The 17,844-nt window shown below is 70.5% G+C and carries 18 protein-coding genes; 4 read left to right on the top strand and 14 right to left on the bottom strand.

Going from position 1 to position 17,844, the window contains the following annotated elements:
- The first annotated feature begins 14 nt into the window (after positions 1–14).
- Positions 15–1,247 carry a class I SAM-dependent methyltransferase gene (locus QTI68_RS37515; protein WP_286529329.1) on the top strand — a complete coding sequence of 411 codons (1,233 nt, stop codon included), beginning with the start codon at positions 15–17 and terminating at the stop codon, positions 1,245–1,247.
- 16 nt (positions 1,248–1,263) lie between these two features.
- Here QTI68_RS37515 and QTI68_RS37510 read toward each other — a convergent pair whose 3' ends face one another.
- From QTI68_RS37510 to QTI68_RS37500, 3 genes are all read right to left on the bottom strand, one after another.
- The gene (locus QTI68_RS37510) at positions 1,264–2,487 is read right to left on the bottom strand and encodes an NAD(P)H-dependent flavin oxidoreductase (protein WP_286529328.1); all 1,224 of its coding nucleotides are present in this window, start codon (positions 2,485–2,487) and stop codon (positions 1,264–1,266) included.
- Between the two features lie 6 nt (positions 2,488–2,493).
- Entirely contained in the window at positions 2,494–2,937 is a 444-nt protein-coding gene (locus tag QTI68_RS37505; protein WP_286529327.1) for a universal stress protein, read from the bottom strand.
- A 65-nt stretch (positions 2,938–3,002) separates the two neighbouring features.
- Positions 3,003–3,623, bottom strand: a complete 621-nt coding sequence (locus tag QTI68_RS37500; RefSeq protein WP_286529326.1) for a hemerythrin domain-containing protein — start codon at positions 3,621–3,623, stop codon at positions 3,003–3,005.
- Between the two features lie 163 nt (positions 3,624–3,786).
- Here QTI68_RS37500 and QTI68_RS37495 point away from each other — a divergent pair, with 163 nt between their 5' ends.
- Positions 3,787–4,269: a universal stress protein gene (locus QTI68_RS37495; protein ID WP_286529324.1), complete on the top strand. Its 483-nt coding sequence runs from the start codon at positions 3,787–3,789 to the stop codon at positions 4,267–4,269.
- A gap of 57 nt (positions 4,270–4,326) precedes the next feature.
- Positions 4,327–7,005, top strand: a complete 2,679-nt coding sequence (locus QTI68_RS37490; protein ID WP_286529323.1) for a bifunctional acetate--CoA ligase family protein/GNAT family N-acetyltransferase — start codon at positions 4,327–4,329, stop codon at positions 7,003–7,005.
- Between the two features lie 18 nt (positions 7,006–7,023).
- On the opposite strand, the gene QTI68_RS37485 is transcribed toward QTI68_RS37490, so the two are convergent.
- Both QTI68_RS37485 and hemN read right to left on the bottom strand, forming a co-directional pair.
- Positions 7,024–7,734, bottom strand: a complete 711-nt coding sequence (locus QTI68_RS37485) for a sulfite exporter TauE/SafE family protein (RefSeq protein ID WP_286529322.1) — start codon at positions 7,732–7,734, stop codon at positions 7,024–7,026.
- A gap of 26 nt (positions 7,735–7,760) precedes the next feature.
- A complete protein-coding gene (gene hemN / locus QTI68_RS37480; RefSeq protein ID WP_286529321.1) occupies positions 7,761–9,176 on the bottom strand; it encodes an oxygen-independent coproporphyrinogen III oxidase in 1,416 nt (471 codons plus the stop codon).
- A 124-nt stretch (positions 9,177–9,300) separates the two neighbouring features.
- Between hemN and fnr the strand changes: the two genes are divergently transcribed.
- A complete protein-coding gene (gene fnr, locus QTI68_RS37475) occupies positions 9,301–10,017 on the top strand; it encodes a fumarate/nitrate reduction transcriptional regulator Fnr (protein WP_286529320.1) in 717 nt (238 codons plus the stop codon).
- Here fnr and QTI68_RS37470 read toward each other — a convergent pair.
- The 9 genes from QTI68_RS37470 to QTI68_RS37430 all read right to left on the bottom strand — a co-directional run bounded on the left by QTI68_RS37470 (position 9,998) and on the right by QTI68_RS37430 (position 17,693).
- Positions 9,998–10,243 (bottom strand): hypothetical protein, encoded by a 246-nt coding sequence (locus QTI68_RS37470; RefSeq protein WP_286529319.1) that lies wholly within the window; start codon positions 10,241–10,243, stop codon positions 9,998–10,000. The two genes, fnr and QTI68_RS37470, sit on opposite strands and share 20 nt — an antisense overlap.
- Positions 10,244–10,246: 3 nt before the next feature.
- A complete protein-coding gene (locus tag QTI68_RS37465; protein WP_286529318.1) occupies positions 10,247–10,531 on the bottom strand; it encodes a FixH family protein in 285 nt (94 codons plus the stop codon).
- 25 nt (positions 10,532–10,556) lie between these two features.
- Complete coding sequence (gene ccoG / locus QTI68_RS37460) at positions 10,557–12,005, bottom strand: cytochrome c oxidase accessory protein CcoG (protein WP_286529316.1); 1,449 nt, start codon at positions 12,003–12,005, stop codon at positions 10,557–10,559.
- A gap of 22 nt (positions 12,006–12,027) precedes the next feature.
- A complete protein-coding gene (gene ccoP, locus QTI68_RS37455) occupies positions 12,028–12,951 on the bottom strand; it encodes a cytochrome-c oxidase, cbb3-type subunit III (RefSeq protein ID WP_286529314.1) in 924 nt (307 codons plus the stop codon).
- The gene (locus QTI68_RS37450) at positions 12,948–13,094 is read right to left on the bottom strand and encodes a cbb3-type cytochrome oxidase subunit 3 (RefSeq protein WP_286529313.1); all 147 of its coding nucleotides are present in this window, start codon (positions 13,092–13,094) and stop codon (positions 12,948–12,950) included. The genes ccoP and QTI68_RS37450 overlap by 4 nt, the downstream gene beginning before the upstream one ends.
- An 11-nt stretch (positions 13,095–13,105) precedes the next feature.
- The gene (gene ccoO / locus QTI68_RS37445; protein ID WP_286529312.1) at positions 13,106–13,729 is read right to left on the bottom strand and encodes a cytochrome-c oxidase, cbb3-type subunit II; all 624 of its coding nucleotides are present in this window, start codon (positions 13,727–13,729) and stop codon (positions 13,106–13,108) included.
- Between the two features lie 10 nt (positions 13,730–13,739).
- Entirely contained in the window at positions 13,740–15,179 is a 1,440-nt protein-coding gene (gene ccoN / locus QTI68_RS37440; protein WP_286529311.1) for a cytochrome-c oxidase, cbb3-type subunit I, read from the bottom strand.
- Between the two features lie 67 nt (positions 15,180–15,246).
- Positions 15,247–15,384, bottom strand: coding sequence for a cbb3-type cytochrome oxidase assembly protein CcoS (gene ccoS / locus QTI68_RS37435; RefSeq protein WP_286529309.1), 138 nt, complete (start codon positions 15,382–15,384; stop codon positions 15,247–15,249).
- Positions 15,384–17,693, bottom strand: a complete 2,310-nt coding sequence (locus QTI68_RS37430; protein WP_286529307.1) for a heavy metal translocating P-type ATPase — start codon at positions 17,691–17,693, stop codon at positions 15,384–15,386. Before QTI68_RS37430 ends, ccoS begins: the two co-directional genes overlap by 1 nt.
- Positions 17,694–17,844 lie beyond the last annotated feature (151 nt).

Raw genomic sequence — 17,844 nt, 5'->3', positions numbered from 1 at the left:
GCGAGGCGCACGGAGTGGACGTCGATCGGGTGGCGCGGGAGGTGAGCGCGTTCTACGAACGCCATCCCTACCCGCCTCCGGTCGACGACCTGGAGCCCTACCGAAAATTGTGGACCGATGACCGGCGGCGCGCCGATGCCCATCTCTACTGGCCGCATGCCGCTTATCGGGACGATCGGACCGTCCTGGTGGTCGGATGCGGCACATCGCAGGCGGCAAGGCACGCGCTGCGCTGGCCGCGGGCGAAAGTGGTCGGGATCGATGTCAGCCTGTCGAGCATCGAGAGCACCGAACGCCTCAAGCACAAGTACGGCCTGGACAATCTCGAGTTGCTCCAGCTTCCGGTGGAGCGCGCAGCCGAGCTCCGGCGCAGCTTCGACCACATCGTCTGCACGGGCGTGCTGCACCACCTGCCTGACCCCGACGCGGGCCTGAGGGCCCTGCACGGCGTGCTGGAGCCCGACGGCGCGATGCAACTCATGGTCTACGCGCCCTATGGCCGTGCCGGGGTGTACCTGTTGCAGGACTACTGCCGCCGGCTCGGGATCGGGGCGACGGCACAAGAGATCAAGGCGCTCGCGCAGAGCCTTCAGGCGATCCCGCCGGATCATCCGCTGATGCCGGTGTTGCGCAATTCGCCGGACTTCGGCAACGAAGCGGCGCTGGCCGATGCGCTTCTTCATCCCTGCGACCGGGCCTATTCAGTCCCGCAGATGATGGACTTCATCGAGGCTGGCGGCTTCCGATTCGGGCGCTGGATAGAGCAGGCCGCCTACCTGCCGCAATGCGGCGTGCTGGCGTCAACGCCCCATCACGCCCTGCTCGCCCGACTCCCGACGCCGGAGCAGTATGCCGCCGTGGAACTCTTCCGGGGTTCGATGATTCGCCACAGTGCCGTGGTCTACCGCAACGATCGACCCGATCATGAGCCGATCAGCTTCCAGGGCGAAGCGTGGCTCGACTACGTGCCGGTCCGTGTCCCGGACACGATCATGGTGGAGGAGCGATTGCCGCCGGGCGCCGCAGCGGTGCTGATCAACCGGCATCACACCTACACCGACTTGTATCTGCCGATCAACGCGCATCAGAAGCAGCTGGTCGATTCGATCGACGGCCAGAGGTCCATTGGCGAGATGGTGTCCGGAAGCGCGCTTCGCAACGTCGCGCGCGTCCTGTTCGAGGGGCTCTGGTGGTACGACCAGGTGGTGTTCGACGGATCGCGCGCCCGAAATCAGGCAAGCGCGTGATCGGGAGAGGAAGCTTTCAGTTTGCTGCGGGCATGAGTCCGCCCAGCAGCCAGCGCATCAGGTCCTGCACCGGCCGGATCTGGTTGCCGAAGGGCAGCCGCCCCGCGCCGCGGAAGAACAGCCCCTGCCCGGTGCGGCCCGCCAGCGCGTGGCCCAGCATCTTGTCGATGCAGAACTTGCCCCAGCCTGGCGTGCCGTCGCGCAGCCCGCAATGCGCCAGGCAATCGAAGCGCATGGTGCAGGCTGTTTCACGGTGGACCTTGGTCATCAGCCGCGGCTCCAGCCGCAGATATTTGTCGAGCCAGGGCGTGCGCACCGCGCGCGCCGGCAGGCCGGCGACACTGGTGAACTCGACCAGGTCCTCGGGCGCGGCATCGGCCAGCACGCGCTTGAAGGCCGGGTCGGCATCGCATTCGGTGGTCACCGCGAAGGCGGTGCCGAGCTGCACCGCCGAGGCGCCGAGCGACTGCAGCCGGCGGATGTCATCCAGGCTCTCGATGCCGCCGGCCGCGATCAGCGGAATGCGGCCCTCGATGCCCGCGGTCCTGAAGAAGGCCTGCACCTGCGGCAGCACGACGTCGAACTCGAAGCGCGGGTCGTTCAGGTCGCCGACCTTGGCGGCGCCGAGATGGCCGCCCGCCAGCCGCGGATGCTCGATCACGATGGCGTCGGGCAGTCGGCCCTTCTTCTCCCACTTGCGCACCACCAGCTGAACGCCGCGCGCATCCGACAGGATCGGGATCAGCGCCACGCCGGGGTGCTCGCGCGCCAGGTCGGGCAGGTCGAGCGGTAGCCCGGCGCCGACCACCAGCGCATCGGCGCCGCAGGCCATCGCATGCCGCACCTGCGCCTCGTAGGCGGTCAGCGCCTTCATGACATTGACCGCGACCAGGCCGCGGCCGCCGGCGAGTTGCCGGGCCTTCTTGATCTCGCGGCCCAGCGCCTCGAGGTTGGCGGCGTCGATGCGCGCACCGGCATCGGGCTCGGCCTCGATGTTGGCGGTCCGGGCCCACAGGTCCGGGTGCAGGCGGCGCAGGTCGACCGACGACACGGTGCCGATGCCGCCCAGGCCGGCCACGGTGCCGGCCAGCCGCCCGGCCGACACGCCGACGCCCATGCCGCCCTGCACCACCGGCAGCAGCTGGCGGCCCGACAGCGTCCAGCGCCGCAGGCCGGAGGCGCTGGCCAGCGCCCCGAGTCGCCCGGCGGCGCCCCGTACTTGATCGGAATCCTCGCTCATCCGGCGCTATCGGAGCACCAGCACCGGCAGGGTGGAATGGGTCAGCACGTGCTGGGTCTCGCTGCCGATCAGCAGCCGGCCGAGGCCCTTGCGGCCGTGCGAGGCCATCACGATCAGGTCGCAGGCCTGGTTGCCGGCGGCGGCAATGATCGATTCGGCGACCTGGCTCGAATGGGCCACCAGCGGATGGCAGGAGACGCCACGCCCGCGGGCCCGCTCGCCGATCGCAGCCACCAGGGCCTGTGCGGTCTCCTGGCGCTGCTTGTCGATGCTCTCGCTTTCCACCGACTCACGCACCGTCGAGCCATCCATGTAGCTCTTGGGCGGCCGGCGCGCCACCGTGAAGACGACCAGTTCGGCGCTGTGATGACGCGCCATTTCGATGGCACTCTCGACCGCCTTTTCGGACAGCGAGGAACCATCGGTGGCGACCAGGATTTTCTTGAACATGATGGAGGTCTCCGGTTGAAGGCCTCCAGTCTCGGTCAGCCGCGGGCCGCCCGGATTGACCGGGATCAAGCTTGCATCGCGTGCCGCTGCGGCTTGCCGGTGTCCAGCGCGGGGCCGAGGCCGATCGGTGCCGGCACGGCATTGACGATGCGGGTGTAGAGCGCGCGGTAGGTGTCGTCGGGTTCGTGGCCGGTGAAGGGATCGCGATGGGCACCGAAGGCGGCGTCGAGATCGCGCCAGTCCTCTTCGGTGAGCACGCGCTCGGCCAGCGGCAGGATTTCCTTCTCCTCCTGCGCCATGTGGGCCAGGTAGAAGTCGGTGTAGCGCGCGATCGCACGCTCGAAGGGCTCGCGGTGCGCCTCGCCGAGCATCTCGTAGACCAGCAAGGCATGTTCGACTTCGCGGATGTTGCGCTCGCCGAGCGCGTGGTCCCGGTCCAGGTGGTCGAGCAGTTCGCGCGACAGCGGCGTGCGGGCGCGCAGCTTGGGAAACAGCAGCTCGGTCTCGTGGCGGTGATGGCGCTGCTCGGGAAACTGGTCGACATAGAACAGCATCGCCCGCAAGGCCGAGAAGTCGGGCGTGCTCTGCTGTCTTCGATGGACATCGAGCAGCAGGAGGATCGAGCGCAGCATCGCCGAGAGGGCCGCGTGTTCGTCGCGGATGATGCGGGTGGTGGCGTGTGTCATTTTCGTGTCTCCGGAGTGGGGTCCCCAGCTTTCCACGGCCGGCGCCACGCCGCCTTGCCCCAGATCAACAAGACGCCGTGTCGCCCCGTGTTGCCAACGGTCAACACGGCGGCCTGCGCTCGCCGGATACTGGCGGCATCTCAACCGTCGGCAGGAGCGCGCCATGTACCAACGGATCCTTGTTCCCCTCGACGGCAGCGCGACATCGAAGCAGGGCCTCGACGAAGCGATACGGCTCGCTGCCCAGACCCACGGGCGGCTGCGGCTGGTGCACGTGGTCGACTCGCAGTCGATGGCCATGGCGATGGGCCTTGCCGCCGGCCCGGTCGGCGACTGTTTCGAGGTGCTCGCGCGCAACGGCCGGCAGATCCTGGACGACGGCCAGGCCGCGGCCGCCGCGGCGGGCGTCGAGGCCGAGACGCTGCTGCATGACGGCGCGTCGAACCCGGTCCCCGATCTGATCGCCGCCGACGCCAGCCGATGGCCCGCCGACCTGATCGTGATCGGCACCCATGGCCGCCGCGGCGTCGAGCGCTTCGTGGGGGGCAGCTGCGCCGAGTACCTGCTGCGCTGCACGCCGGTGCCGGTGCTGCTGGTGCAGGCGCCGGCCGACGGCGACGCGCACGCGCACCGTCACGCCCATTGACAGGGCCCCCGAGGGTGCGCGCATGATGCGGGCCCCCGGTTCATCCGCAGAGGCGCCATGAGCATCCGCCACCTCGACCGACTGCTTTTGCCGCGATCCGTCGCCGTGCTCGGTGCCTCGCACCGGCCCGGCGCGATCGGCACCCGCGTCTGGCAGCACCTGCGCGCCGGCGGTTTTGCCGGCCCGGTCTACCCGGTCAACCCCAAGCATGCGCGGCTCGACGGCCTGCCCGTCTTCGCGCGGGTGGCCGACCTGCCCGCGGCGCCGGACCTGGCGCTGATCTGCACGCCGGCGCGCACGGTGGCGCGACTGGTGGCCGAACTCGGGGCGGCCGGCGCCCGGGCCGCGGTGATCGTCGGCACCGGGTTGAGCGCCGCCGAGCAGCAGGCCGCGCTCGACGCCGCCCGGCCGCACCTGCTGCGCCTGCTGGGCCCGGACTCGCTCGGCGTCCTGAGCCCGCACATCGGCCTCCGTGCCGGCCTGGCCCACGTTGCCGCACCGCCGGGCGAGCTGGCGTTCATCTCCCAGTCCGGCGCGGTGGCCAGCGCGATGCTGGACTGGGCCGCGAGCCGCGGGGTCGGCCTGTCGCACCTGGTGGCGCTGGGCGACCACTGCGACGTCGATGCCGGCGACCTGCTCGACCGGTTCGCGAGCGACGGGCGGACCCGCGCCATCCTGCTCTATGTCGAATCGATCGCCTCGCCGCGCAAGTTCATGTCGGCCGCGCGCGCCGCGGCGCGCAACAAGCCGGTGATCGTCGTCAAGGCCGGCCGCGCGGGCCAGGGCCTGCGTGCCGCCGCCTCGCACTCCGGCGCCCTGGCCGGCTCCGACATCGTCCATGACGCGGCCATCCGCCGCGCCGGCATGCTGCGGGTGGAGACGCTGCAGGAGCTGTTCATGGCGGCCGCCACGCTGGCGCGGTTCCGCCTCAACCGCAGCGAGACGCTGACCATCCTGGGCAACGGCGGCGGCGCCGGCGTGATGGCGGCCGACGCCGCCGCCCGCGCCGGCATCCGGCTGGCCGAGCCGAGTGCCGCCCTGCTCGAGCAGCTGGCCCAGTGGGTGCCGGCTGGCGGTTCGTGCGCCAACCCGATCGACATCCTCGGCGACGCGCCGGCGGCGCGCTATGCCGCGGCGCTGTCGGCGCTGCTGGCGGACCCCGCGAGCGGCGCGGTGCTGTTCGTCCACGCCCCGACGGTGGCCGAGCGCAGCGACGAGATCGCTCGCGCCTGCGCGCCGCTGGTCCGCGCCAACGATCCGCGCGTGATGGGCTGCTGGCTCGGCGATGCCGACATGGCGCCGGCACGCCAGCTGTTCGAGGCGGCCGGCATTCCCGACTACCCGACGCCCGAAGACGCCGTGCGCGCCTTCAGCATGCTGCAGACCTACCGCAGCAACCAGGCGCTGCTGATGGAGGCGCCCAGCGCCAGCGAGAACCCGGCGCCCGACGTGCCGGCGGCGCAGCGGCTGCTCGAAGCCGCCGCCGCCGACGGCCGCGAATGGCTCGCCGAACACGAGGCCAAGGCAGTGCTGCAGGCCTACGGCGTGCCGGTGGTGCGCACGCGGATGGTCCCGGCGTCGGCCGAAGGCCTGCTGGACGCGGCCCGCGAGCTCGGCTATCCGGTGGTGCTCAAGATCGTGTCGCGCGATGTCGCCCACAAGACCGACGTCGGCGGCGTCAGGCTGGACCTGCGCGACCCGGCCGCGCTCGAACAGGCCGTCGGCGAGATGCGGCAGGCGCTCGCCACCCTGCAGCCCGGCGCGCGCATCGACGGCTTCACCGTGCAGCCCATGGTGCACCGCCCGCACGCGCAGGAGGTGATCGTCGGGGCCAGCATCGACGCGGTCTTCGGCCCGGTCATCCTCTGCGGCGGTGGCGGCATCGCGGTCGAGGTGACGGCCGATGTCGCGGTCGCGCTGCCGCCGCTCAACCGCAGCCTGGCGCGCGAGCTGGTCTCGCGCACCCGCGTGTCGCGGCTGCTGGCCGGCTACCGCGACCACCCGCCGGCCGATCTCGATGCCCTGCACGACGTGCTGATCGCGGTGTCGCAGATGCTGGCCGACCTGCCGCAGCTGGCCGAGCTCGACATCAACCCGCTGTGGGTCGACGAGCACGGCGCGCTGGCGCTCGACGCCCGGCTCCGGGTCGCGGCCGGCCGGGTGGCCGGCGCCGCGAACTTCGCGATCCGGCCCTACCCCACCCAATGGGTCCGCCAGGCCGAGTGGAACGGCCGCCCGATCACGATCCGGCCGATCCGCCCGGAGGACGAAGGCCAGCACCGGCGCTTCCTGCGAAGGCTCACCGCCGAGGACGTGCGCATGCGGCTCTTCCAGGCGCGCAGCGAACTGCCGCGCAGCGAACTGGCCCGGCTGGCCCAGATCGACTACGACCGCGAAATGGCCTTCATCGCCGAGGCCACGGCGGCGGACGGCCAGCCCGAGACGCTCGGCGTCGCCCGCACCGTCTGCGACCCCGACAACGTCGAAGCCGAGTTCGCGCTGGTGGTGCGCTCCGACCTCAAGGGCGGCGGCCTCGGCAGGATGCTGTTCGAGCAGCTGATCGCGCACGCCCGAAGCCGCGGCACCCGGCGCCTGGTCGGCATGATCCTGCGCGAGAACAGCCGCATGCTGAAGCTGTCGCGTGCGCTGGGCTTCGAGCGCGTGCCCAGCCTGGAGGATTCCGCCGACGTGTTGCACGTGGCCATGAACCTGGAACCGCCGCCGCCCGCCGCCTGAGCGGGACGGGCCCTTCGCTCAGCGGCACCAGGCCTCGACCTGGTGCGCGAGGTCGAGCCAGAGCGCCTGCAGCGCCACCCCCGCGAGCATCGCGCCCGCCAGCCGCGTGCCCCACTGCTGCGACAGCATGCCGGCGCCCGACCGCAGGCGCTGCCACAGCCAGGGCGCCAGCAGCAGCGACACCGCGCTGCCGGCCGCGAACAGCGCCATGACGGCCGCGCCTTCGAGCACGCCGTTGCCCAGGGCCGCCAGCATCAGCGCCGAATACAGCAGGCCGCAGGGCAGCGCGACCCAGAGCGCGCCGGCCGCCAGCACGCCGAAGGGGCTGCGGGTCATGGGCTGCAGCCGCGCCGACGCCCAGCGCCCGAAGCGGTGCGCCCAGGCGGGCTGCCGGCCCGAGGCGGCGAGCAGCAGGCCCCAGGCGAACACGAACACATGCAGCAGCAGCCACGCCGGGCGCAGCGCGCTCACCTGCTGGCCCGCCTGCGCCAGGCCCTGGGCAGCGGCGGCCGCCACCGCCCCGGCGGCCGCATAGCCGGCCACCCGGCCCACGTGGAACAAGGCGCCCGCCGGCAGCGAGCGGCCCGGAGACTGCAGCGCGGCGACGCCGCCCGCCGGTGCCCGCACGATGCGGATCACGCCCGCGCAGGCCGCGCCGCACATCGCGACGCAGTGCGGCCCGCCGGCCAGCCCCATCACGAATGCGGTGGCGAGCAGGGCGGACTGCATGGATCAGGCCGGCGCCGTGGGGCTCATCACACGATGCGCGAGAAGCGCGTGCGGTTGCGGTCGGCCTGCAGGTAGCGGTCGAACACCATGGCGATCGCGCGCACGAAGAACCAGCCCAGCGGCGTGACCTCGAGGTGGCGATCGCTGACCACCACCAGGCCCTGCGCCTCGAGCGGCGCCAGCGCTTCGAGCTCGGCCGCGAAGCAGCGCTGGAAATCGACCAGGTGGGCCGAGCCGATGGTCTCGAAGTCGACCCGGCCCTGGCACATGATCGCCATGATCACGGTGCGCCGCAGCACGTCGTCGCGGGTCAGCGCCAGGCCGCGCACCACCGGCAGCCGGCCCTGGTCGAGCAGGTCGTAGTACTCCTCGAGCGTCTTGGCGTTCTGGCTGTAGGTGGCGCCGACCCGGCCGATCGCCGACACGCCCAGCGCCACCAGGTCGCAGTCCGGCTGGGTGCTGTAGCCCTGAAAGTTGCGGTGCAGCCGGCCCTGCCGCTTGGCCACCGCCAGCGCGTCGCCGGGCAGCGCGAAATGGTCCATGCCGATGTAGACGTAGCCGGCCTCGGTGAACGCGGCGATCGAGCGCGACAGCATCTCGACCTTGGCCGCCGCATCGGGCAGCGCCTGGGTCGCGATGCGGCGCTGGGCCTTGAAGCGCTCGGGCAGGTGGGCATAGGCATAGAGCGCGATCCGGTCGGGCCGCAGCGCGCAGACCTGGGCCAGCGTGCGGTCGAAGGAGGCCGCGCTCTGGCGCGGCAGCCCGTAGATCAGGTCGACGTTGACCGAATCGAAGCCCAGCCCGCGAGCCGTCGCCATCAGGTCGAACACCTGCCCGGCCGGCTGGATCCGGTGCACCGCCTTCTGCACGTCGGGGTCGAAATCCTGGACGCCGAAGCTCAGCCGGTTGAAGCCCAGCGCGGCCAGGGTCACCAGGCGTTCCCGGTCGACGGTGCGCGGGTCGATCTCGATCGAATGCTCGCCATCCGGCGACAAGGAGAAGGCATCGCGCAGCATGCCCATCAGCGTCCGCAGGCCGGCATCGTCGAGAAAGGTCGGCGTGCCGCCGCCGAGGTGCAGCTGGCGGACCACGGCGCCGCGGCCGAGCCGCTCGACCTGCAGCGCGATCTCGCGCGCCAGGTAGTCCAGGTACTCGCGCCCCTTGCTCTTGTGGCGGGTCACGATCTTGTTGCAGGCGCAGTAGTAGCAGAGCGATTCGCAGAACGGGATATGCACGTAGAGCGACAGCGCCCGCGCGCTGGCGCCGGTGCTGCCGCGCTGTTCGAGCGTCTGGGCATAGTCCTCGGCCGTGAAGGCGTCGACGAAGCGGTCCGCGGTCGGGTAGGAGGTGTAGCGCGGCCCGGCGCAGTCGAACCGCCGCAGCACGGACGGCGCGGGCACCAGGGGGGGCGGCGTGAGGGCTGGAGCGGAGACGGGAGGCATCGCGGACGCAGGCATGGGCTTCGGTGTGTCACTATGCCGCCGTCGCGATCCGCAAACCTTGACCTGCATCAAGCATCCGGCCCACCCCCCCACGGACAATCCCCGCATGACCTCGACTGCATCAATGAAGCCCGAAAATATCAAGGTCGCCTGTTCCAACTGCAACCTGCGCGAGCTGTGCATGCCGGTCGGACTGGCGCCCGGGGAACTGCAGCGCCTCGACGACCTGGTCGCCACGCGGCGCAAGGTCAAGCGGCGCGAGACGCTGTTTCGGAACGGCGAGCCCTTCACCTCGCTCTACGCGATCCGCACCGGGGTCTTCAAGACCCGGGTCACCAGCGAGGACGGGCGCGACCAGGTCACCGGCTTCCAGATGGCCGGCGAGATCATCGGCCTCGACGGCATCGTCAACGACCAGCACACCTGCGACGCCGTCGCCCTCGAAGACTCCGAGGTCTGCGTGATGCCCTTCGAACGCATCGAGGAACTGTCGCGCGAGGTGACGGCGCTGCAGCGCCACGTGCACCAGATCATGAGCCGCGAGATCGTCCGCGAGCATGGCGTGATGCTGCTGCTCGGCAGCATGCGGGCCGAGGAGCGGCTGGCGGCCTTCCTGCTGAACCTGGTGCAGCGGCTGCATGCGCGCGGCTTCTCGCGCTCCGAGCTGGTGCTGCGCATGACGCGCGAAGAGATCGGCAGCTACCTCGGCCTCAAGCTCGAGACCGTGAGCCGGACGCTGTCGAAGTTCGCGGCCGACGGCATGGTCGAGGTCGAGCAGCGCAACGTGCGCATCCTCGATCCCGAGGCGCTGCGCCGCATCGTCAATCCGCCGGGCTGTTGAGCTCGGCCGCCGGCCGGGCCAGCAGCAGCGTCAAGGCGCCCGCCGCCGTGGCCAGCAGCCAGAAGGCAAAGAACCCGACCGTGTAGACCGCCTGGCGAGAGGCGCCCAACGCCTCGCCGCGCCAGTTGAGGTCGCCCGGATCGACCAGCGCGAACACCAGCACCTCGAGCGCGCAGGCCAGCAGGAATGCCGGCCAGAGTATCCACATCCAGCGTTGCGCCTGCATGGCTCAGCGCCTCGGCGACGGCACGTCGGCGCTCGGGGTGGCCGCGTGGTTGCGCCCGGCCACCGCCGGCATGAGCTTCTTGTCGGCCAGCGTGCGGTTGATCTCCACGCCCTTGCGGTAGTAGTCCTCGTCGACCACCGGGTCGGGCGTGCGCAGGGCCAGCCACAAGGTGGCGAAACTCGCGATCACCACCAGGCCCGGCCCGCCGATCACCATCCACACCAGCCCGAAGCGCCACCAGGGTGGACAGGGACGCGTCGCTTCGTCATGGCTGCTCTTGTCGGTCATCTTCTGCCTCCTTGGGGCCTGGATTTCATCGCGGGACCAGGAACACGGCCTTCTCGGACACGCTGCCCTGGCCGCTTTCCGCTCGAACGTCGAAATACACCTTGTGGGAACCGGCCGTCGCCGCGCCGTAGGGCAGCTGCAGCCGCACCGCGACCCAGCGCGACTGCGCCGGCGCGACCTCGACCACCGGCTCCGAGGACACGTGCAGCCCCTCGAGGCCGCTGGCTTCGATCCGGTAGCGCTGCACCTGCTCGGTGGCGTTCATGATCTGCAGGCGGTAGACGTTCTCGAGCTGGCCGCCCTCGACGATGCGGGCCAGCGAGGCGCGGTCGCGCACCACGTCGACCTTCAGCGGCGTGCGCGTCACCAGGCTCGCCAGCAGGCCGATGCACAGCGCGCCGAGCACCGCGCTGTAGACCAGCACCCGCGGCCGCAGCACGCGGCGCAGCACCTGGCGCGGCGTCCAGCGCCCGGCCATGCTGTTCTGCGTGGCGTAGCGGATCAGGCCGCGCGGGGTCGACATCTTGTCCATCACGATGTTGCAGGCATCCACGCAGAGGCCGCAGCCGATGCATTCGTACTGCAGGCCCTGGCGGATGTCGATGCCGGTCGGGCAGACCTGGACGCACAGCTTGCAGTCGATGCAATGGCCGAACTCCGATGCGGCAGCGGTCGCCCGACCCTTGGCCGGCACGCCGCGCGGTTCGCCGCGTGCCGTGTCATAGCTCACGATCAGCGTGTCGCGGTCGAACATCGCGCTCTGGAAGCGCGCATAGGGGCACATGTACTTGCACACCTGCTCGCGCATGAAGCCGGCGTTGCCGTAGGTGGCGAAGCCGTAGAACAGCACCCAGAAGACCTCCCAGGAGCCCATCCGGGTCTGCAGGAATTCCATGCCCAGTTCGCGGATCGGCGTGAAGTAGCCGACGAAGGTGAAGCCGGTCCACAGGCCGATCGATATCCAGACCACGTGCTTGAACCACTTCTTGACCAGCTTCTCGGCCGAGAAGGCGCCGTTGTCGAGCCGCATGCGCGCGATGCGGCTGCCCTCGATCTTCTCCTCGACCCACATGAAGATCTCGGTGTAGACCGTCTGCGGGCAGGCGTAGCCGCACCACAGGCGCCCCGCCACGGCGGTGAACAGGAACAACGACAGCGCCGAGACCACCAGCAGCCCGGTCAGGTAGATCAGGTCCTGCGGATAGAGCACCAGCCCGAACAGGAAGAAGCGCCGCGCGCCGAGGTCGAACAGCACCGCCTGCCGCTGGCCCCACTCGAACCAGGGCAGGCCGTAGAAGACCAGCTGCGTCGCGAACACCAGGGCCCAGCGCCAGCGGGCGAAATAGCCGCTGACGCTGCGCGGATAGATCTTCTTGTGGGCCGCGTAGAGCCCGACGTCCTCCTCGGCCGCCGCGATCGGGATCACGGTGCGCGGCTTCGGTGGCGTCGTCTGCTCGGTCATGGAAACGCTCATGGACAAGACTCGGGCGGCGGCCTCATTGCCCCGCGGCGGTGACCGTCTTGTTGTTCGACAGGCCCCACACGTAGGCGGTCAGCACGTGGATCTGCGCTTCGGTCAGGCGGCCCTGCTGCGCCGGCATCTGGTTGGTCTTGCCGCCGTTGATCATCGCGATGATCGCTTCCTGGCCGTAGCCGTGCAGCCAGATCTTGTCGGCCAGGTTCGGCGCGCCCACCGCCTGGTTGCCGACGCCGCCGATGCCGTGGCAGGCCGCGCACGCCGTGAACTTGCTCTTGCCGAGTCCGGCGCGCACCGAATCGTGCGGGCTGTCCGACAGGCTCAGCACGTAGTTGGCGAGGTTCTTGACGTCCTCGGCCGATCCGACCGCCTCGGCCATCGGCGGCATCGTGCCGATGCGGCCGAGCGCGATGGTCTCGTGGATCTTCTCGGGCGTGCCGCCATGCAGCCAGTCGCCATCGGTGAGGTTCGGGAAGCCCTTGCTGCCGCGGGCATCCGAGCCGTGGCACTGGGCGCAGTTGTTCAGGAACAGGCGCTCGCCGACCGCCATGGCGCCGGCGTCGGAGGCGAGCTTCTCGACCGGCTGCGCGGTGTAGGCGGCGTACACAGGCGCCAGTTCGGCGTTGGCCTTCTCCACCGCCTTCTCGTACTCGCCCTGGGTGCTCCAGGCCAGGGTGCCGCGGTAGCTGCCCAGCCCCGGGAACGCCACCAGGTAGCCGATGCCGAACACGATGGTCAGCACGAACAGGCCCATCCACCAGCGCGGCATCGGGTTGTTCATCTCGCGCAGGTCCTCGTCCCAGACATGGCCCGTGGTGTTGTCGGCGCTCGAAGGGCCGCGGAAGCGGGCCGTCAGCCACAGCAGCAGCGCGCAGGCCAGGATGCCGCCGAGCGCGATCGCGGTGACGAAGTGCGACCAGAAGGCGTTGACGAAGTCGCTCACGACGGGTCCTCCTCGAACGGCAGGCGTGCCGCCTCTTCGAAGGCCTGCGCGTTGCGGCGCGAATACGCCCAGACCAGGATGCCGATGAAGGTCGCGAACGAGACCAGCGTGGCGGCGATTCGCAGGGTGGTGATGTTGTCCATCGCGGTTGTCCTTACTTGAGTGCCAGGCCGAGCGACTGCAGATAGGCGACCACGGCGTCCATCTCGGTCTTGCCCTTGACCGCGGCCGGCGCGGCTGCGATCTGCTCGTCGGTGTAGGGCACGCCGACCCGGCGCAGCGCCGTCATGTGGGCGGCCGACTCGGCGCCATCCAGCGGCGCCTTCTCGAGCCAGGTGTAGGCCGGCATGTTCGACTCCGGCACCACGTCGCGCGGGTTGTTGAGGTGGATGCGGTGCCACTCGTCGCTGTACTTGGCGCCCACCCGGTGCAGGTCGGGGCCGGTGCGCTTGCTGCCCCACTGGAACGGGTGGTCGTAGACGAACTCGCCGGCCACCGAATAGTGGCCATAGCGCAGCGTCTCGGCGCGGAACGGCCGGATCATCTGCGAATGGCAGTTGTAGCAACCCTCGCGCACGTAGATGTCGCGGCCCGCGAGCTGCAGCGGCGTCAGCGGCTCGACGCCGGCGACCGCCTCGGTGGTCGACTTCTGGAAGAACAGCGGCACGATCTCGACCAGGCCGCCGACCGCGATCACCAGCAGGATCAGCACGATCATCAGGAAGTTGTTGGTCTCGATCTTCTGGTGCGAGAAGCCCGGGGGAATGTTCGAACTCATGGGCGTTTCCTCAGGCGTGGGCCATGGCGGGCTGCGGGATCGGCGCGGGCTTGCTGAAGCCCGAGATCACCGTCATCCAGACGTTCCAGGCCATCACCAGCATGCCGCTCAGGTACAGCACGCCGCCGAGCACGCGCACCACGTAGTAGGGATAGGTGGCCTTCACGCTTTCGACGAAGGTGTAGGTCAGCGTGCCGTCGGGGTTGACCGCGCGCCACATCAGGCCCTGCATCACGCCGGCGATCCACATCGCGGCGATGTAGAGCACGATGCCGATGGTCGCCATCCAGAAGTGCAGCTCGATCGCCTTCACGCTGAACATCTCGGTGCGGCCGTACACGCGCGGGATCAGGTAGTACAGCGAGCCCATCGAGATCAGGCCGACCCAGCCGAGCGCGCCCGAGTGCACGTGGCCGACGGTCCAGTCGGTGTAGTGCGAGAGCGCGTTGACGGTCTTGATCGACATCATCGGACCCTCGAAGGTCGACATGCCGTAGAACGACAGCGAGACGATCAGGAAGCGCAGGATCGGGTCGGTGCGCAGCTTGTGCCAGGCGCCCGACAGCGTCATCACGCCGTTGATCATGCCGCCCCAGCTCGGCGCCAGCAGGATCAGCGAGAACACCATGCCGATCGACTGGGTCCAGTCGGGCAGCGCCGTGTAGTGCAGGTGGTGCGGGCCGGCCCACATGTAGGTGAAGATCAAGGCCCAGAAGTGAACGATCGACAACCGGTACGAATACACCGGGCGGCCGGCCTGCTTCGGCACGTAGTAGTACATCATCCCGAGGAAGCCCGCGGTCAGGAAGAAGCCGACCGCGTTGTGGCCGTACCACCACTGGACCATCGCATCCTGCACGCCGGCGTAGGCCGAGTAGCTCTTCATCGCGCCGGCCGGGATGGCCGCGCTGTTGACGATGTGCAGCAGCGCCACCGCGATGATGAAGGCGCCGTAGAACCAGTTGGCGACGTAGATGTGGCGCACCTTGCGAACGCCGATGGTGCCGAAGAAGACGATCGCGTAGGCCACCCAGACGACCGCGATCAGGATGTCGATCGGCCATTCGAGCTCGGCGTATTCCTTGCCGCTGGTGTAGCCCAGCGGCAGGCTGATGGCCGCCGCCACGATCACCGCTTGCCAGCCCCAGAACACGAACGAGGCCAGCGCCGGCGCGAACAGCCGGACCTGGCAGGTGCGCTGCACGACGTGGAAGCTGGTGGCCATGAGCGCACAGCCGCCGAAGGCGAAGATCACCGCGTTGGTGTGCAGCGGACGCAGTCGCCCGTAGCTGAGCCACGGGATGCCGAAGTTGAGGTCGGGCCAGGCCAGCTGCGAGGCGATGACCACCCCCACCAGCATGCCCACCACTCCCCAGACGACGGACATGAGAGCGAATTGCCGCACGACCGTGTCGCTGTAGACAGGCGCGGAAGAATTCGGAGCATGCATCGCAGAGCCTTGTTGTATGGAACGGGCCCAGTGTCCGGTTGGGGGCTTCCAGCCGGCTTGATGCAAATCAATCGTTGCGCAGAATGCGCTCGCCTTCGCCCTCGACGTCGTCGAATTGGCCACGGTCCACCGCCCACCAGAGGCCGGCGAGGATGATCAGCACCAGCACCACGGAGAACGGGATCAGCAGGAACAGGATGTCCATCAGGCCGTCCCCGCGCGCAGCGGCCGGCCGGCCAGCCGCGCCGCATTCAGCACCACGGCCAGCGAGCTCGCGGCCATGCCCAGTCCCGCGAGCCACGGCGGCAGCCAGCCGACGATCGCCAGCGGCACGCAGACCGCGTTGTAGCCGGCCGCCCACCAGAGGTTCTGCCGCACCACGCGCAGGGTGCGGCGCGCCTGCGCGATGGCGCCGGGAATGACATCGAGCGAATCGCCGAGGACCACGAAGTCGGCGTTGGCGCGCGCCAGCGGCACCGCGCGTCCGAACGCGAACGAGGCGTGCGCATGCGCGAGCACCGGCCCGTCGTTGAGCCCGTCGCCCACCATCGCGACCGCGCGGCCCTGGGCCTGCAGGTCCTTCAGGCGGGCCAGCTTGTCCTCGGGCGTGCAGTCGCCGAGCACCAGCGCGATGCCGGCGCGCTGCGCCACCTCGCGCGCCGCGGCGCCGCTGTCGCCCGACAGCAGCCATACCGCCTGGCCCTGCGCTTCCAGTGCCGACACCGTGGCCGCGGCGTCTTCGCGCAGGTCCTCCGCCAGCACGAAGCTCGCGACCCAGCCCTGGTCGTCGCTGAGATGGACCTGCGCCGCCTGCACGGCCAGCGGCGCGACGCCGCAGAATGCGGCCGAGCCCAGGCGCAGGCGCCGACCGGCACCGCCGCCGCGGCGGCTCAGCGTGCCCTCCAGGCCCTCACCGGCATGCTCGGCGAGCTGCACCGGGACCCAGCCCGGCGGCCCACGGTGCTGGTCGTTCCAGGCCTGCACCAGCGCGCGCGAGGCCGGGTGCAGGGACTGCGCCGCCAGCGCGGCCGCGAGTTCCACCGCATCGCCCGGCCGCATGCCCTGGCGGCTGTAGACCCGGTCCAGCCGCGGCGTGTCGCGGGTCAGCGTGCCGGTCTTGTCGAACACCACGGTGTCGACCGCGGCCAACGACTCCAGCGCCTGCAGGTTGCGCACCAGCAACCCGCCACGCGCCAGCGTGCCGGCGCTCGCCAGCATCGCCGCCGGCGTGGCCAGCGACAGCGCGCAGGGGCAGGTCACGATCAACACCGCCACCGCGACCATCAAGGCCTTGCCCGGGTCCACCTGCCACCACCAGGCGGCAGCCCCCGCCGCGGCCGCGAGCACCGCGAGCAGGAACGGACGCGCCGCGCGATCGGCCAGGCGCGCGAGCCGCGGCTTCTGCAGCGAGGCGTTCTCCATCAGGGCGACGATCTGGGCGTACCGGGTGTCGGGCCCGAGCGCCTCGACCCGCACCTCGACCACCGCGCCGACGTTGTGGCTGCCGGCCAGCACCCGGGCACCGCAAGGACGCGCGACCGGCCGCGACTCGCCGGTGATCAGCGCCTCGTCGGCCGAGGTGTCGCCCGCGACCACGCGGCCATCGGCCGGGAAGGCTTCGCCGGGCAGCACGCGCAGCATGTCGCCGACCGCCAGCCGCCGCACTGCGACGCGCTCGAACTCGCCGTCGGCACGGCGCCGCAGCACGCTGTCGGGCAGCCGGTTCATCAGGGCGTCGAGCGCCCCGGCGGTGCGGTCGCGCAGCCGCGATTCGAGCCAGCGGCCGGTCAGCAGGAAGAACACGAACATGGTCAGCGAATCGAAATAGAGTTCGTGGCCCAGCGGCCCCTCGGGATCGAATGTGGCCGCGGTGCTGACGATGAAGGTGATCGCCATGCCGAGCGCCACCGGCAGGTCCATGCCGATGCGGCGCTGCCGCAGGTCGCGCCAGGCGCTGCGAAAGAAGGGGGTGCAGCAGAACAGCACGACCGGCAGGGTGAGCACCCACGAGGCCCAGCGCAGCAGCTGTGCGGCATCGGGCGACATGTCGCCGGGCCGGGCGATGTAGGCCGGGTAGGCGTACATCATGACCTGCATCATGCAGAAGCCCGCCACCAGCCAGCGCCAGAGCGCGAGCCGCGATTCGCGCGCGCGCCGCGCACTCGCCAGCATGTCGCCGGCCGGCACCAGCCGGTAGCCGGCGGCGGCGCAGGCCTCGAACCAGCGCGATGGCTTGACCTTGGCGGGCGACCAGACCACCCGGGCGCGCCGGCTGGCCGCATTGACCTCGGCCGAGACCACGCCCGGCACCTGCATCAGCGCCGCCTCGACCGTGAACGCGCAGGCCGCGCAGTGCATGCCCTCGACCGCGACCTGCGACTCCCAGCGCGCCGCGGCATCGCCGGGCTCCAGCGCACGCCCGAATCCCGGCCATTCCGCCGGATCGTCCAGCAGCGACCAGGCCGGCTGCGAAGCGGCAGGCAAGCCAGGAGCGAGGGAGAGCACGGCTTCCATGCCCCGAGACTAGCGATCGCGGCGCGGCGCGACTTGACCTGGATCAAAGGCCGTCGCCGCGGCCTGTTGCGCCGCGCGGTATCGGCAAGCACTCTTGTCGCACGTCCTTGATCCAGGTCACGCGACCTCGGCGGCGAGTCATCACAATGGG

The organism is Variovorax sp. J31P207 (genome assembly GCF_030316965.1).
Lineage (GTDB): Bacteria > Pseudomonadota > Gammaproteobacteria > Burkholderiales > Burkholderiaceae_C > Variovorax > Variovorax ginsengisoli_B.
This window is presented reverse-complemented; position numbering and strand designations above follow the sequence as displayed.